This window comes from Citrobacter sp. Cf132 (assembly GCF_030333885.1).
Taxonomy (GTDB): domain Bacteria; phylum Pseudomonadota; class Gammaproteobacteria; order Enterobacterales; family Enterobacteriaceae; genus Citrobacter; species Citrobacter freundii.
In genome coordinates this window covers 676,628-691,288 of record NZ_JAOWFA010000057.1, presented here as the reverse complement: position 1 = coordinate 691,288, position 14,661 = coordinate 676,628, and the positions used below count along the sequence as shown (strand labels likewise).

13 protein-coding genes are annotated in these 14,661 nt (G+C 53.7%); 6 read left to right on the top strand and 7 right to left on the bottom strand.

All coding sequences use genetic code 11. From position 1 onward, the window contains the following. Nucleotides 1–86: 86 nt before the first annotated feature. Complete coding sequence (locus OGV85_RS16735; protein WP_061548572.1) at nt 87–1,004, bottom strand: LysR family transcriptional regulator; 918 nt, start codon at nt 1,002–1,004, stop codon at nt 87–89. 103 nt (nt 1,005–1,107) lie between these two features. On the opposite strand from OGV85_RS16735, the gene OGV85_RS16730 reads away from it, so the two are divergent. Next, nucleotides 1,108–2,193: a tartrate dehydrogenase gene (locus OGV85_RS16730; RefSeq protein WP_061548573.1), complete on the top strand. Its 1,086-nt coding sequence runs from the start codon at nt 1,108–1,110 to the stop codon at nt 2,191–2,193. 50 nt (nt 2,194–2,243) lie between these two features. Here the strand turns inward: OGV85_RS16730 and rnd are convergent, their stop codons facing one another. From rnd to yoaA, 5 genes are all read right to left on the bottom strand, one after another. Next, nucleotides 2,244–3,359, bottom strand: coding sequence for a ribonuclease D (gene rnd, locus OGV85_RS16725; protein ID WP_060854772.1), 1,116 nt, complete (start codon nt 3,357–3,359; stop codon nt 2,244–2,246). A gap of 84 nt (nt 3,360–3,443) precedes the next feature. Next, nucleotides 3,444–5,129 carry a long-chain-fatty-acid--CoA ligase FadD gene (gene fadD, locus OGV85_RS16720; protein ID WP_003020970.1) on the bottom strand — a complete coding sequence of 562 codons (1,686 nt, stop codon included), beginning with the start codon at nt 5,127–5,129 and terminating at the stop codon, nt 3,444–3,446. A gap of 204 nt (nt 5,130–5,333) precedes the next feature. Continuing rightward, a complete protein-coding gene (locus tag OGV85_RS16715) occupies nt 5,334–5,918 on the bottom strand; it encodes a Slp family lipoprotein (protein ID WP_003020975.1) in 585 nt (194 codons plus the stop codon). A 94-nt stretch (nt 5,919–6,012) separates the two neighbouring features. Then, the gene (gene tsaB, locus OGV85_RS16710) at nt 6,013–6,708 is read right to left on the bottom strand and encodes a tRNA (adenosine(37)-N6)-threonylcarbamoyltransferase complex dimerization subunit type 1 TsaB (protein ID WP_032949466.1); all 696 of its coding nucleotides are present in this window, start codon (nt 6,706–6,708) and stop codon (nt 6,013–6,015) included. A gap of 58 nt (nt 6,709–6,766) precedes the next feature. After that, a complete protein-coding gene (gene yoaA / locus OGV85_RS16705) occupies nt 6,767–8,677 on the bottom strand; it encodes a DNA repair helicase YoaA (protein ID WP_061548574.1) in 1,911 nt (636 codons plus the stop codon). 140 nt (nt 8,678–8,817) lie between these two features. On the opposite strand from yoaA, the gene OGV85_RS16700 reads away from it, so the two are divergent. Continuing rightward, nucleotides 8,818–9,162, top strand: a complete 345-nt coding sequence (locus OGV85_RS16700) for a RidA family protein (protein ID WP_003020984.1) — start codon at nt 8,818–8,820, stop codon at nt 9,160–9,162. Nucleotides 9,163–9,168: 6 nt separating this feature from the next. Here the strand turns inward: OGV85_RS16700 and OGV85_RS16695 are convergent, their stop codons facing one another. Further along, nucleotides 9,169–9,348 carry a YoaH family protein gene (locus OGV85_RS16695; RefSeq protein WP_003020986.1) on the bottom strand — a complete coding sequence of 60 codons (180 nt, stop codon included), beginning with the start codon at nt 9,346–9,348 and terminating at the stop codon, nt 9,169–9,171. An 83-nt stretch (nt 9,349–9,431) separates the two neighbouring features. Here OGV85_RS16695 and pabB point away from each other — a divergent pair, with 83 nt between their 5' ends. From pabB to pdeD, 4 genes are all read left to right on the top strand, one after another. Beyond that, on the top strand, nt 9,432–10,793 hold the full coding sequence (pabB, locus tag OGV85_RS16690; RefSeq protein WP_003841618.1) for an aminodeoxychorismate synthase component 1: 1,362 nt from the start codon (nt 9,432–9,434) through the stop codon (nt 10,791–10,793). A gap of 3 nt (nt 10,794–10,796) precedes the next feature. Further along, nucleotides 10,797–11,375 carry a CoA pyrophosphatase gene (locus OGV85_RS16685; protein ID WP_003020991.1) on the top strand — a complete coding sequence of 193 codons (579 nt, stop codon included), beginning with the start codon at nt 10,797–10,799 and terminating at the stop codon, nt 11,373–11,375. Nucleotides 11,376–11,558: 183 nt separating this feature from the next. After that, nucleotides 11,559–12,923, top strand: coding sequence for an L-serine ammonia-lyase (gene sdaA, locus OGV85_RS16680; RefSeq protein WP_003020994.1), 1,365 nt, complete (start codon nt 11,559–11,561; stop codon nt 12,921–12,923). Between the two features lie 130 nt (nt 12,924–13,053). Further along, the gene (gene pdeD, locus OGV85_RS16675) at nt 13,054–14,655 is read left to right on the top strand and encodes a cyclic di-3',5'-guanosine monophosphate phosphodiesterase PdeD (protein WP_003020996.1); all 1,602 of its coding nucleotides are present in this window, start codon (nt 13,054–13,056) and stop codon (nt 14,653–14,655) included. Nucleotides 14,656–14,661 lie beyond the last annotated feature (6 nt).

Below are 14,661 nucleotides of genomic sequence, written 5' to 3'. Positions count from 1 at the left end.
CGGCTTTACTCAGAGAGTCATCGTTACAAAAAAGGCAGATTATTCTGCCTTTTTTATTTTCTGTTTCTTACCAACCTGTTGCACTTTTATTCCAAAGTAAACTTTGGATAGTTTTCGGTAAAATAGCGGCGCAAATACTCGACCGTAATACGGATTTTTGCCGACGTCGCCAGCCGGGAAACATACACCGCCCAAATATTTGCTGGTTGATAATACTCGGGCAATATGTGTCTCAAGTTTCCGCTGGCAATGTTGTCGCAAACGTCCCACCATGACCGCAGGGCTATTCCCTGCCCATCAAGGCACCACTGATGTACCACTTCGCCATGATTAGACGACAGAGGTCCCGTAACTTTAATCGAATGCGCGCCCTCTTTATTGCGCATTTGCCAGATACCAAACGGATGGTCGCGCTCTTTGATGACCAGACAAGGAAGAGTGGCAAGATCGTTGAGTTGCTTCGGCGTCCCATGCTGCGTCAAAAATTCCGGCGAGGCGCACAAAATACGGTAGTTAGTCGCCAGCTTGCGGGCAATCAGGTTCGGCGCGATATCATCCCCGATACGAATATCAAGATCGATGCCCTCATTCACCATATCCACCAGACGATCTTCCACATCGAACCGCAGTTCTAACTGCGGGTACTCTTTTGCCAGTGCCGACAGCGCCGGAGCGACCACCCGGCGGCCAAAACCAAAGCTACTAATAATACGTAGCATCCCCCGCGGGACCTGCCTGGCATCAGAAAGCTCGTCCATCATTTGATCGACATCCTGTAGGATCCGCTGCGCCCATTCGTAGATCCGCTCCCCCTCTTCCGTGATGGTTACGCGCCGCGTGGTTCGATGCAGCAGCACTACATTCAGCGTTTGCTCCAGCAGGGCAACGCGCTTACTGATAAAAGCCGGTGATACGCCCAGTTCCTCGGCAACAGCGGCAAATCCTGCACGACGGGCAACCAGCATAAAGACGCGTAAATCATTTAGCAGCGGCAGATTATTCATGATCTGTGTTTTATGTTTCACCAGTTAGGGGGATTAACTATTAATCAGTCAATTATAGGATAAGGGGAAAGTCAATTTTGATGGCGCACAAGTGAGAGCTGCTATGAAGAAAACCTGGCGTATCGCCGCTATCCCCGGAGATGGCATTGGTAAAGAAGTCCTGCCTGAGGGCATTCATGTTTTGCAGGCAGCCGCCGAGCGTTGGGGGTTGTCGCTCAGCTTTGAGCAAATGGAATGGGCCAGCTGCGAATACTACGCCCATCACGGCAAAATGATGCCCGATGACTGGCATGAGCAGTTGCAATCCTTCGATGCTATCTATTTTGGCGCGGTTGGCTGGCCGGACACCGTGCCTGACCACATCTCATTATGGGGTTCGCTGCTTAAGTTTCGCCGCGAATTTGACCAGTACGTCAACCTGCGACCGGTGCGCCTGTTTCCGGGAGTTCCTTGCCCACTGGTTGGCAAGCAGCCTGGCGACATTGATTTCTACGTCGTACGCGAAAACACCGAGGGAGAATACTCTGCCCTCGGCGGACGCGTGAGCGAAGGTACTGAACACGAGATGGTGATCCAGGAGTCGGTCTTCACCCGCCGTGGCGTCGACCGAATTTTGCGTTTTGCCTTTGAACTGGCACAAAGTCGCCCACGCAAAACGTTGACTTCGGCGACCAAATCCAATGGGCTGGCCATCAGCATGCCCTACTGGGATGAACGCGTCGAAGCGATGGCGTCACACTATCCTGAGATCCGCTGGGATAAACAGCATATTGATATTCTGTGCGCCCGCTTTGTCATGCAGCCTGAGCGATTTGACGTCGTGGTTGCTTCCAACCTGTTTGGTGACATCCTCTCCGATCTCGGTCCAGCCTGTACCGGAACGATTGGCATTGCGCCTTCTGCCAACTTAAATCCGGAACGCACCTTCCCGTCCCTGTTCGAGCCGGTACACGGTTCGGCCCCGGATATCTACGGTCAGAATATCGCCAACCCTATAGCGACTATCTGGGCTGGAGCCATGATGCTCGACTTCCTTGGCAACGGTGATACCAACTATAAAGCCGCCCACGACGGTATTCTGGCGGCAATTGAGCAGATCATTGCCAGCGGCCCGAAAACGCCAGATATGAAAGGCTTCGCCACCACCCAACAGGTAGGTGAAGCCATTCGTCAGGCACTGTGTCGCTAACTCAAATCCGATTAAAAACGGGAGCGCCAGCTCCCGTTTTTTTAGGTTTTCTACTGTGGGTATTCTTGCAGCAGCGCGTTGAGTCGTTCTGCCATCAACTCGCCACGCCAACCGGAAATCAGCTCCGGCAGAGTCTGCTGCGGCTTTAATTTCCAGTGCCAGTTGAGCAACTGGTTAATCTGACGACGCGAAGCAAGCAGCTCGACGCTAAGATTATGTTCCGCACTCACTTCAGCAACCAGCGTCTTAATGGCTTTGAACGCCTTGCGATAGCCTGGCATATCCATCAAATTCAGCAGCGGCTGCGGCAGCGACTCTTCCGGTAAGGCCTGTGCCTTTTCTACCAGGGAGATCAGCGTCTTGCCGTGGAAGCGAATTTCACTGCCGGAAAGTCCCAGACTATCCAGCTCACCCAGACTGCCCGGCATATAACGAGCGACCGACCACAGGTGTTCTTCACGCACCACAAAGTTCACCGCCAGATCTCGCTCACGAGCTTTACGCAGTCGCCAGTCGGCAAGCAGTTGCAGGCAGGCCAACTGACGGGTACGCAGTTGCCAGGCGTTGGTGATGTCGCGCCATGCGTCTTCAGGTGCCAGAACCTCCTGGCGACGCTGCTGCATTAAGCGACATTCGTCCAGTGCGGCTGGCAGCCAGCCGCTGGCTTCAGTTTCGACCATCAGTTTTGTGGTGATCGGTAATAGATACCAGACATCAGCCGCCGCGTACTCACACTGACGCTCGGTCAGCGGTCTGGCCAGCCAGTCGGTACGCGACTCGCTTTTGTCGAGCGCCACGCCCGTAAACTCTTCCACCATCGCGGCAAAGCCCCACGACAGCGGACGACCGCAAAAAGCAGCCAGAATTTGTGTATCAATCAACGGCTGCGGCAGTTCGCCAAAAGTGTTGAGAAACACTTCCAGATCTTCGCTACCTGCATGTAGGAATTTGGTGATGGCAGTATCACGCAGAATATCGCGCAGCGGCGACCAGTCGGTGATCCCCTGCGGATCAATCAGAGCAACGTGTTTGCCATCAAACAGCTGGATCAGCCCCAACTGCGGATAATAGGTACGCGTGCGAACAAATTCTGTATCCAGGGCTATCGCCGGAAATTCACGGACGGCTTCGCACAGCGTGGCCAACGCGTCGTCCGTGGTGATCATTTGATAATTCAAATCGTGCTCTCTTAGGTTTGCGCCAAAAAAAACGCCGGATTACCCGGCGTTTTCTGCTGGCTGACTTAACGCTCAGCCTTTATTGTCCACTTTGGCGCGCGCTTCGTCACGTAATTCTCGTCGCAAAATTTTACCGACGTTAGATTTCGGCAACTCATCGCGAAACTCCACCAGCTTCGGTACTTTATAGCCCGTCAGGTGACGACGACAGAAAGTGACCAGCGCTTCATCGGTTAACGAGGCGTCTTTCTTCACCACGAAAATTTTTACCGCTTCACCGCTGCTGCCGGACGGAACACCAACCGCAGCCACTTCCTGCACGCCAGGATGTTGCATGACCACGTCTTCAATTTCGTTCGGATAGACGTTAAAGCCGGACACGAGGATCATGTCCTTCTTACGATCGACAATACGCAGGAAGCCTTCATCATCCATCACTGCAATATCGCCGGTGTGCAGCCAGCCGTCTTTGACGATTTCGTCAGTGGCGTCTGGTCGCTGCCAGTAGCCCAGCATCACCTGCGGGCCTTTCACGCAGAGCTCCCCCGGTTCTCCCGGCGGCACTTCGTTGTCGTCGTCGTCCACCAGCTTGACCTCGGTGGAAGGCACCGGTAACCCGATACTGCCGCTGTGGTAGTCGATATCGTGAGGGTTGACGCTTACCAACGGCGCGCACTCCGTCAGGCCGTAGCCTTCCAGCAGATACTGACCTGTCAGCTTCACCCAACGTTCAGCTACCGCCTGTTGAACCGGCATTCCGCCGCCTGCCGAGAGGTGGAGTGAAGAGAAATCCAGTTGCTGGAACTCTTTGTTATTCAGCAGCGCGTTAAACAGCGTATTGACGCCAGTCATCGCGGTAAATGGATACTTCGCCAGCTCTTTTACCAGCCCCGGAATATCACGCGGGTTAGTAATCAGCAGGTTTTGACCACCTAGCTCAATAAACAGCAGGCAGTTCATCGTTAGCGCAAAAATGTGATACAGCGGTAGGGCCGTTACCACCAGCTCTTTACCCGGATGCAGCAACGGGCCATAGGTGGCATTAACCTGCTCCAGGTTAGCCAGCATGTTGCGGTGTGTAAGCATCGCGCCTTTCGCCACGCCGGTTGTCCCGCCAGTATATTGCAGGAACGCCAAATCTTCCGACACGACTTCGGGCTTCACATACTGCATGCGATAACCATTTTGCAGCGCACTGCGAAACGAGATGGCATCCGGCAGGTGATATTTCGGCACCAGACGCTTGATATACTTGACGACGAAGTTAACCAGCGTCCCTTTGGCGGTGGACAGCTGATCGCCCATACGCGTCAGGATCACGTGTTGCACAGACGTTTTGTCGACTACTTTTTCCAGCGTGTGGGCAAAGTTAGATACGATGACAATCGCCGACGCGCCGCTATCGTTGAGCTGATGTTCCAGCTCGCGAGGCGTGTACAGCGGGTTTACGTTCACGACGATCATGCCGGCACGTAAAATCCCAAACAGTGCGACCGGATATTGCAGCAGATTCGGCATCATCAGCGCGACGCGATCGCCCTTTTTCAGCCCGAGCCCCTGTTGCAAATAAGCGGCAAACGCACGACTACGCTCTTCAAGCTTGCGGAAGGTCATCACCTCCCCCATGTTTACGAACGCGGGCTGATCGGCATACCGTCTTACTGAGTGTTCAAAGAGTTCCACCAGGGATTGATAACGGTCAGGATTGATCTCCGCAGGAACACCAGCGGGATAACGGTTAAGCCAAACCTTTTTCAATACATCACCTCTAAAATGCGTATTCGTCGTCATCACAACCCCAGACAATAAACAAACTGTTAACATAATATTAACTCAGCGTACCAGTTTGTTTATTACACAACGACAAGGTTGCGAAGCACGTCACTATTTATTTTTCTTATATCCACGTTAATGCAGAAACAGCGGACAGGCCGCTGTTTCTTTTACCAATAAAACAAAGAGTTACTCTGTTACTATGGTCTGAACCTGTGCCGGGCCGGGATTGTACCAGCCCCATCCGCCATAGCCACCGTAAGGCCAGCCACGCGCACCGTAGAACCAGGGGTCGATAGGCTGAGGCGGCATGACAATCTGCTGAGTAATATGCCAGCGTTTATAACCGGTTACCTGCATCAGCATGAATTTATACGGCGTATTACCTATTTTTCCGTCCACCGTACCGCTAATCGGGCCGACGACGGTGACCAGTTGCCCGCGAAAGTCCACCGGGTCGAGGAAGCCATTTACATCAGCATATATACGCCCGCGAGAGGCTTCACCCAGCACTGGACGCGCACCACTATCGAGCGGAACGGTGGCAATTTCCAGACGGGATTTTCCCTGCTGGTTCTGAATATCCACCACTTTGCCACCAAAACGCGCTTCCTGTCCGACATACAGCTGCGGCGCATTCATCACCCGCACCAGATCCTGCTGCGGCATCGGGCTCGAACCTTTAATCGCATCCGGGATGGTGACGCAGCCGCTAAGCATTAACGCCAAGGCCCCCGCCAACACACCTTTCAATAACTGCTTTTGCACCGCCATATTGCGACTCCCTTTTCTTAGCTTCTGCCCCGGCCTGTTCACAACGCTGTGCACCGACGTCTATGAAAATTAACCGGGGATGTACTACTAAGATTCATTCTTTACCGGGAAGTTTCTTCCACGCCACGGTGTTACGTAAATAAACCGGTTCCGCGTGTTCGACCGCTACGGTCTTACCCGCAGCCAGCATTTGCGTGGCGACAGGCAGCATATCTTCAGCCGCAGGAAGCAGCACGTCACCATCGCTGAGCGTCAGACCGCTGTCTTTACCAAGCTCAGGCCAGGCTGGCCACCCCGTCCCAACAGTTACCCACTCGCCAGAAAGCTGCAGTAAACGCTCATGTACCTGCTCGGGGGTTAACACCGCTTCGGTTTCTTCACCGTGCCAGTTGCCGTTGTCATCACGCTGGTATTCGGCCCAGTAGACTTCGCCCATTCGCGCGTCAATCGCCGCCAGTACACGAGTCGCGCCCGACTTACGCCAGGCGCCCTGCGCCATGGTCGCCAGGGTGGAGACGCCGATCATCGGTAAGTTTGCGCCTAACGCCAGCCCCTGAGCAATGCCAATACCGATACGCACGCCGGTGAAACTGCCGGGACCGCGACCAAACGCCAGGGCGTCGATATCGGTTAACGTGAGATCGCCAGCGGCCAGGATTTCCTGAACCATCGGTAAAATTCGTTGGGTGTGTTCTCGTGGGCAAAGCTCAAAGTGAGCCTTGATAGTACCGTCATTCCACAGGGCAACAGAGCACGCCTCTGTGGCGGTATCGATAGCCAGAATTCGCATGGGTGTTTGTGATCAGATCAATAAATTTGGCGCGCATCTTACCACACTCCGTAACAAATTACTCAGTCGTTGGTATGGCAAGAAAGCGAACCGCGCGAGCTATGTCACGCGTCCGCGGCGCAGGAGGAAGACTCGCCAAGAAGGTGGCGCCGTATGGCCGCATAACCAGACGATTGTCGCAAATCACCAGCACGCCGCGATCGTCGGCATCACGTATCAGACGCCCTACCCCCTGCTTCAGGGTGATGACCGCATCCGGCAACTGGACGTCTTCAAACGGATCGCCGCCGCGCAGTCGACAATCCTCCATTCGGGCTTTTAACAGCGGGTCGTCCGGCGAGGTAAACGGCAGTTTGTCGATTATCACCAGCGACAGCGTATCACCGCGCACGTCCACGCCTTCCCAGAAGCTGCTGGTGGCAACCAGTAGCGCATTACCTGCGCTGACAAACTGCTGTAACAGTTGCCCTTTACTGGTTTCGCCCTGCAGCAGAACGGGAAGCGTCATGGTGGCGCGGAATTGTTCCGCCAGATCGCGCATCATCGCGTGCGAAGTGCACAGCATAAAGCAGCGACCGTTGTTCGCTTCAATAATAGGTCGCAGCATGGATGCTAACTGGCGCGCAGCCCCCGGCTGGTTGGTTTGCGGGAGATTACGCGGCACGCACAGCAGCGCCTGGCGCGTGTAATCAAATGGACTCGGCAATAACATCGACTCGGCATCTTCAATCCCCAACCTCGCGGTAAAATGATGAAGGTCATCGTTTACCGACAGCGTCGCGGAAGTAAAAATCCAGCAGCCCGGCTTTTGTTCCATCACTTCTTTGAATTTATCCGCCACAGTGAGCGGCGTCAGCGCGAGAGTGAAATGGCGGGAGGTGCATTCATACCAGTAGCTGAAGCCTGGCTGGTTGATCTCTTTCAGACGCTTCAGGCGCGCACGGTAAAGTGTGGCGCGTTCAAACGCGGCATCCAGCAACGCCGAACGCCCAAGAGACAGCTTCGCCACGTCATAACATAGCTCCAGCGTGTCATCGAGCAGCAAAAACGCGCGCTGTACGCGCTGGTCGGCCAGCAGTTCCCGCAGGTTTCCGCGATAGCCCGGCTCACCAAGTTGCAAGCGGAAGTCCTGAGCGCTTTGTGCAAGGCGATCGGCGCACTTTTGCAACTGCTGAGTGTCTTTCAGCTCGGTGCGATAGGCAATGGTGATGTCTTTCGCCAGGTCTAACAGTTGGCGACTGGAGAGCGATTGACCAAAGTACTGGCTGGCGATATCCGGTAGCTGATGCGCTTCATCGAAGATCATTACATCAGCTTCCGGGATCAGTTCGCCAAACCCGCTCTCTTTTACCACCATATCAGCGAGAAACAGATGGTGGTTAACCACGACGACATCCGCATCCATCGCTTTTTTACGCGCTTTCACGACAAAACACTCTTTATACAGCGGGCAGTCGCTGCCCAGACAGTTGTCATTAGTGCTGGTGACCAACGGCCAGGCCTGAGAGTCTTCCGCCACGCTGACGCAGGTGCTGATGTCCCCATCAAGGGTTTGATTTGACCAGGAGTGCAGCAGGATGACGTCGCTTAACGTTTGTACCGGCAAGTCACCACCCGCGAGTGCCTGCTGTTCAAGACGTTCAAGGCACAGATAGTTTGAACGCCCTTTCAGCAGCGCCAGTTTACCGGTGAACTTTAGTGCCTTAGCGACGGTCGGGAGATCGCGGCTGTATAGCTGATCCTGCAACGCCTTCGAGCCCGTGGAGACAATGACCTTCTTTCCGGCACGCAGCGCTGGGGCAAGATAAGCATAGGTTTTACCCGTCCCGGTTCCGGCTTCTACCACCAACGGTTGTGATTTTTCGATGGCATGACTGACGGCGATGGCCATCTGCCGCTGTGGTTCTCGCGGTTTAAAACCCGGTATCGCTTTAGCCAACTGACCGTCTGCTGCAAAATCGTCCGTCACACTGCCCCCTGTTCATTTGAACAGGGATTATGTCAGGCCAGCAGCTCTTTCGCCAGTTGAAGAGGTGACGTGGGCACAACATTATGGCAGTCTTGGCGCAACCCAAAGCCATTTGAAAACACGTAAATGAGGAATGATTTATGACGATTGTGCGCATTGATGCCGAAGCGCGTTGGTCCGACGTGGTTATCCACAACAACACGCTGTATTACACCGGCGTGCCGGAAAATCTGGATGCAGACGCTTTTGAGCAAACGGCAAATACGCTGGCGCAAATTGATGCGGTGCTGGAAAAACAAGGCAGCAACAAGTCACGTATTCTTGATGCCACCCTGTTTTTGGCAGACAAAAACGATTTTGCCGCCATGAACAAAGCCTGGGACGCGTGGGTTGTTGCGGGTCACGCGCCGGTACGTTGTACCGTTCAGGCCGGGTTGATGAACCCGAAATACAAAGTTGAGATTAAGATTATCGCTGCAGTTTAAGCGGCGTTATTCGTCCTCATCTTCAAAACGCGCCACGATCCGCTCGCCGGTATGACTGGCGCGTAACTCTTCAGCAACAAGAGCAATGGCTTGTCCGCTGCTCATCCCCTGCGACATCAGCTCCTGAATACGCTCTACCGCTTTTTGCTGCTGCTCATGACTGAGTGAAGGTAAACCTGCAAACATTGTTAACTCCTGCTAAATTGTCTGCGCTAATTATTTCATGCTACCGGGCAGTTAGCCAGTAGAGTAGCAACGAGTCAGGACTGATGAAGACGTTATCTCCCGCAGTAATCACATTACCCTGGCGTCAGGACGCCGCTGAACGCTATTTTTCGACATTAAGCCATCTGCCCTGGGCGATGCTGCTGCATTCGGGTCAAGCCGACCATCCGCATAACCGCTTTGATATTCTGGTGGCGGATCCCGTCACCACGCTTGTTACGCGAGCTACAGAGACCGTAGTGCAGGACGGGCACGCAACCACGTGCTCGCTTGATGATCCCATGACGGTATTACATTCCGCACTAACCGCACACAAGATTCACCCCGAATATCACCCCGACCTGCCGTTTCAGGGCGGTGCGTTAGGTCTGTTTGGCTACGATCTTGGCCGACGCTTCGAATCTCTGCCCACTATTGCAGAGCGCGATATTACGCTGCCGGATATGGCCGTTGGCATTTACGACTGGGCACTGATTGTCGATCACCAGTTGCAGACCGTATCGCTGCTCAGCCATACCGATGTCGAGGCTCGCCTGAAATGGCTCGACGCGCAACAACCGCCAACGCGTGAGCCGTTTACATTAACTTCGGCGTGGCAGTCTAATATGAGCCGTGCTCAGTACGGCGAAAAATTCCGCCAGGTGCAGGATTATCTGCACAGCGGAGACTGTTACCAGGTCAATCTTGCCCAGCGTTTTCAGGCGCATTACCAGGGCGATGAGTGGCAGGCATTTGTCACTCTCAATCACGCCAACCGCGCCCCGTTTAGTGCATTTATTCGTCTTGAGGAAGGTGCAATCCTCAGCCTTTCGCCGGAACGATTTATTCTGCTGGAAAACCAGCACATACAGACGCGTCCGATTAAAGGCACGCTACCGAGGCTTGGAGATACCGATGCCGATCGTGAGCAGGCCCGGCGACTGGCGAATTCGCCGAAGGATCGTGCGGAAAACCTGATGATCGTCGATTTGATGCGTAATGATATTGGCCGCGTTGCCGTACCGGGTTCGGTACAGGTTCCGGAGCTGTTTATCGTCGAACCGTTCCCTGCCGTTCATCATTTGGTCAGCACCATTACCGCACGTCTGCCAGAGTCATTATACGCCACCGATCTGCTACGCGCCGCCTTCCCCGGCGGCTCTATTACCGGCGCGCCGAAAGTGCGGGCGATGGAAATTATCGACGAACTGGAGCCGCAAAGACGCAACGCCTGGTGCGGCAGCATTGGTTATCTGAGCTTTTGCGGCAATATGGATACCAGCATTACCATTCGCACGCTGACAGCCACAAACGGACAAATTTATTGCTCCGCAGGCGGTGGTATTGTTGCAGACAGTCAGGAAGACGCTGAATATCAGGAAACATTTGATAAAGTGAATCGCATTTTGCACCAACTGGAGAATTGACACGTGGAATACAGCAGCCTGACGCTTGATGATTTTTTATCGCGCTTTCAACTCCTGCGCCCGCAGGTCAATCATGCCGCGTTAAACCAGCGCCAGGCCGCCGTACTGATCCCCGTCGTGCGTCGCCCACAGCCGGGGTTGCTGTTAACCCAGCGTTCCGTTCACCTGCGCAAGCACGCCGGACAGGTCGCATTCCCCGGTGGGGCGGTGGATAGCAGTGATGCCTCGTTAATTGCCGCCGCCCTTCGCGAAGCGCAGGAGGAGGTGGCGATCCCACCTTCATGCGTAGAAGTGATTGGCGTTCTGCCGCCTGTCGACAGCGTGACCGGTTTCCAGGTCACCCCTGTGGTAGGCATTATCCCGCCTAATCTGCCGTATCGCGCCAGTGAAGATGAAGTTTCCGCAGTGTTCGAAATGCCGCTGGCCCAGGCCCTGCATTTAGGTCGTTACCACCCGTTGGATATTTACCGTCGTGGCGATTCACATCGCGTATGGCTTTCCTGGTATGAGCAATATTTCGTCTGGGGAATGACTGCCGGAATAATTCGTGAGCTGGCGCTGCAAATTGGCGTCAAGCCCTGACTATACTTATCTTTACGCACACAATAGACAACTTGAAACTCAGGTCACAACATTAGTAAAACCGCGGTTATCTATTAGTTTAATTCATGTGAATAGTTAAGCCGATCGCCGCGTTCCCTCTTACACTATGCGCAGTTATAACATCGTTACTGGAAAGCCCAGTCGCCCTGTAGGAGTATTATCGTGATTAGTCTATTCGACATGTTTAAGGTGGGGATTGGTCCCTCATCTTCCCATACCGTAGGGCCTATGAAGGCGGGTAAACAGTTCGTCGATGACCTGGTCGAAAAAGGATTACTGGACAGCGTTACTCGTGTCGCCGTCGACGTGTATGGTTCACTGTCGCTCACGGGTAAAGGTCACCACACCGATATCGCCATTATTATGGGTCTGGCGGGCAATGAGCCTGCTACCGTGGATATTGATAGCATCCCCGGATTTATCCGCGACGTAGAAACGCGTGGACGCCTGCTGCTTGCGCAGGGTCAGCACGAAGTGGATTTCCCGCAGAATGACGGGATGCGTTTTCACAACGGCAACCTGCCGCTGCATGAAAACGGAATGCAGATCCATGCGTACAATGGCGAAACCGTCATTTATAGCAAAACCTACTACTCAATCGGCGGTGGATTCATCGTTGATGAAGAACATTTTGGTCAGGATGCCTCGGGCGAGGTCAGCGTGCCTTATCCGTTCAAATCCGCCACTGAAATGCTGGAATATTGCAACAGCACCGGCCTGTCTCTCTCTGGCATGGCAATGCAGAACGAACTTGCGCTGCACAGTAAGAAAGAGATTGAAGAGTACTTTGGCCACGTCTGGCAAACCATGCAGGCATGTATCGATCGTGGCATGAACACCGAAGGTGTGCTGCCGGGTCCGCTGCGCGTTCCTCGCCGTGCTTCAGCCCTGCGTCGTATGCTGGTTTCCAGCGATAAGCTGTCCAACGATCCAATGAACGTGATCGACTGGGTGAACATGTTTGCGTTGGCCGTTAACGAAGAAAACGCCGCGGGCGGTCGCGTAGTGACAGCGCCAACCAACGGTGCCTGCGGTATCGTGCCTGCGGTACTGGCCTATTACGATCATTTCATTGAGTCCGTTAGCCCGGATATCTATACCCGCTATTTCCTGGCGGCCGGTGCGATTGGCGCGTTGTACAAAATGAACGCCTCTATCTCTGGTGCAGAAGTAGGTTGTCAGGGTGAAGTGGGCGTAGCCTGCTCCATGGCTGCCGCGGGTCTGGCTGAACTGTTAGGCGCAAGCCCGGAGCAGGTGTGTGTTGCTGCTGAAATCGGCATGGAACATAACCTCGGTTTAACCTGCGATCCGGTTGCCGGTCAGGTACAGGTTCCGTGCATTGAGCGTAACGCAATTGCTTCAGTGAAGGCGATCAACGCTGCGCGTATGGCAATGCGCCGTACCAGCGCGCCGCGCGTCTCGCTGGATAAAGTCATTGAGACTATGTACGAAACGGGTAAAGACATGAACGCCAAATACCGCGAAACGTCACGCGGTGGCCTGGCGATCAAAGTTCAATGTGACTAATACTTAATTTTCGCCCATCTGCGACGGATGGGCGAATTTGCCCCCTCTCCCTCGTCTACTGTAATTTTCCCCACTACACTTGCTCTGTTGCTGTTGGCTTCTGTGACCAACGGCTTATCGGGCGGCCCGCATGCAAACAGCACAACGGATCATTAAAAATTATCGCCGGAATCGCTTAATCGTCTGCACAGTATGTGCACTACTGACGCTCATCCTCACATTAACTGTCCGATTTATTTCGGAGCGTAATTTAAATCACCGAAATATCGTCACCTTTGCCAACCATGCTGTAGAAGAACTGGATGACGTGCTTTTACCCTTGCAGACCGGACGGGATGTATTGCTGCCGTTGATTGGCCTCCCCTGCTCAGTGGCGCGTTTACCCTTAAGCAAACATGCCGCAAGGTTGCAAACGGTACGTTCTATTAATCTGATTCAAAGCGGGATCCTCTATTGCTCCAGCATTTTTGGTTATCGTAATGTTCCCATTAGTCAACTGCAGCCCGAATTACCCAGCAGAGAACCGCAACTGCTGCTGTCTACCGACCATTCGTTGATTAAAGGCAGTCCGATTCTGACTCAGTGGTATCCGTCCTCTGCCGATGGTGAAGATGGCGTGCTGGAAATCGTCAATATTGACTTATTGTCGTCTATGTTGCTTGAACCCCAGCCGCCGCAGATCACCGATGCCAGCTTAACCGTTGGTAATCGGCATCTACTGTATGATCAAGGTGTTGTCGATACTCTGCCTAAGCTAAATGATGAAAAACGCTACCAGCTTTCATCTCAACATTTCCCGTTTACCATTAGCGTCACCGGCCCCGGTCCCAGTGAGTTGGCGGTAAAACACCTGCCAACACAGCTGCCGCTGGCGGTGATCCTAAGTTTATTAGTGGGTTATCTGGCATGGCTGGCTACCGCCAGCAGAATGAGTTTCTCATGGGAGATTAATCTGGCCCTAGCTGCTCGGGAATTCGAGCTGTTTTGCCAGCCGCTGCTTAATGCGCAAACCCAGCAATGCATGGGCGTGGAAATCCTTTTACGCTGGAATAACCCACGCCAGGGTTGGATCTCTCCGGAAGTGTTTATTCCCATCGCTGAGGAGCACAACCTGATTGTACCGCTTACCCGTCATGTCATCGCAGAAACCATTCAGCAGCGGCACGTCTTCCCAATGAGCAGCCAGTTTCATATTGGGATTAATGTCGCCGCCAGCCATTTTCGTAACGGCACGTTGCTAAAAGATCTTAATCAGTACTGGTTCAGCCAGCACCCAATCCAGCAATTGGTTATCGAACTGACCGAACGCGATGCGTTACTGGATGTGGATTATCGGATCGTACGTGAATTAAATCGGCTTGGCGTAAAACTGGCGATTGATGATTTCGGCACCGGCAATAGCTCGCTCTCCTGGCTGGAAAAGCTCCGCCCGGATGTGCTGAAGATCGATAAATCATTTACTTCGGCAATAGGAACAGACGCCGTGAACTCAACCGTCACAGACATCATTATCGCTTTGGGGAAAAAATTGAATATAGAACTGGTGGCGGAAGGCGTTGAAACACAGGCGCAAGCTCAGCATTTGCGCCGACACGGCGTACATTTATTGCAAGGTTTTCTGTATGCCAAGCCAATGCCGCTACGCGATTTTCCAAAATGGCTGGCGGGCAGCACGCCGCCGCCCACCCGGCATAACGGGCGACACAGTATGCCCGTCATGCCGTTTCGCTAAACCCGG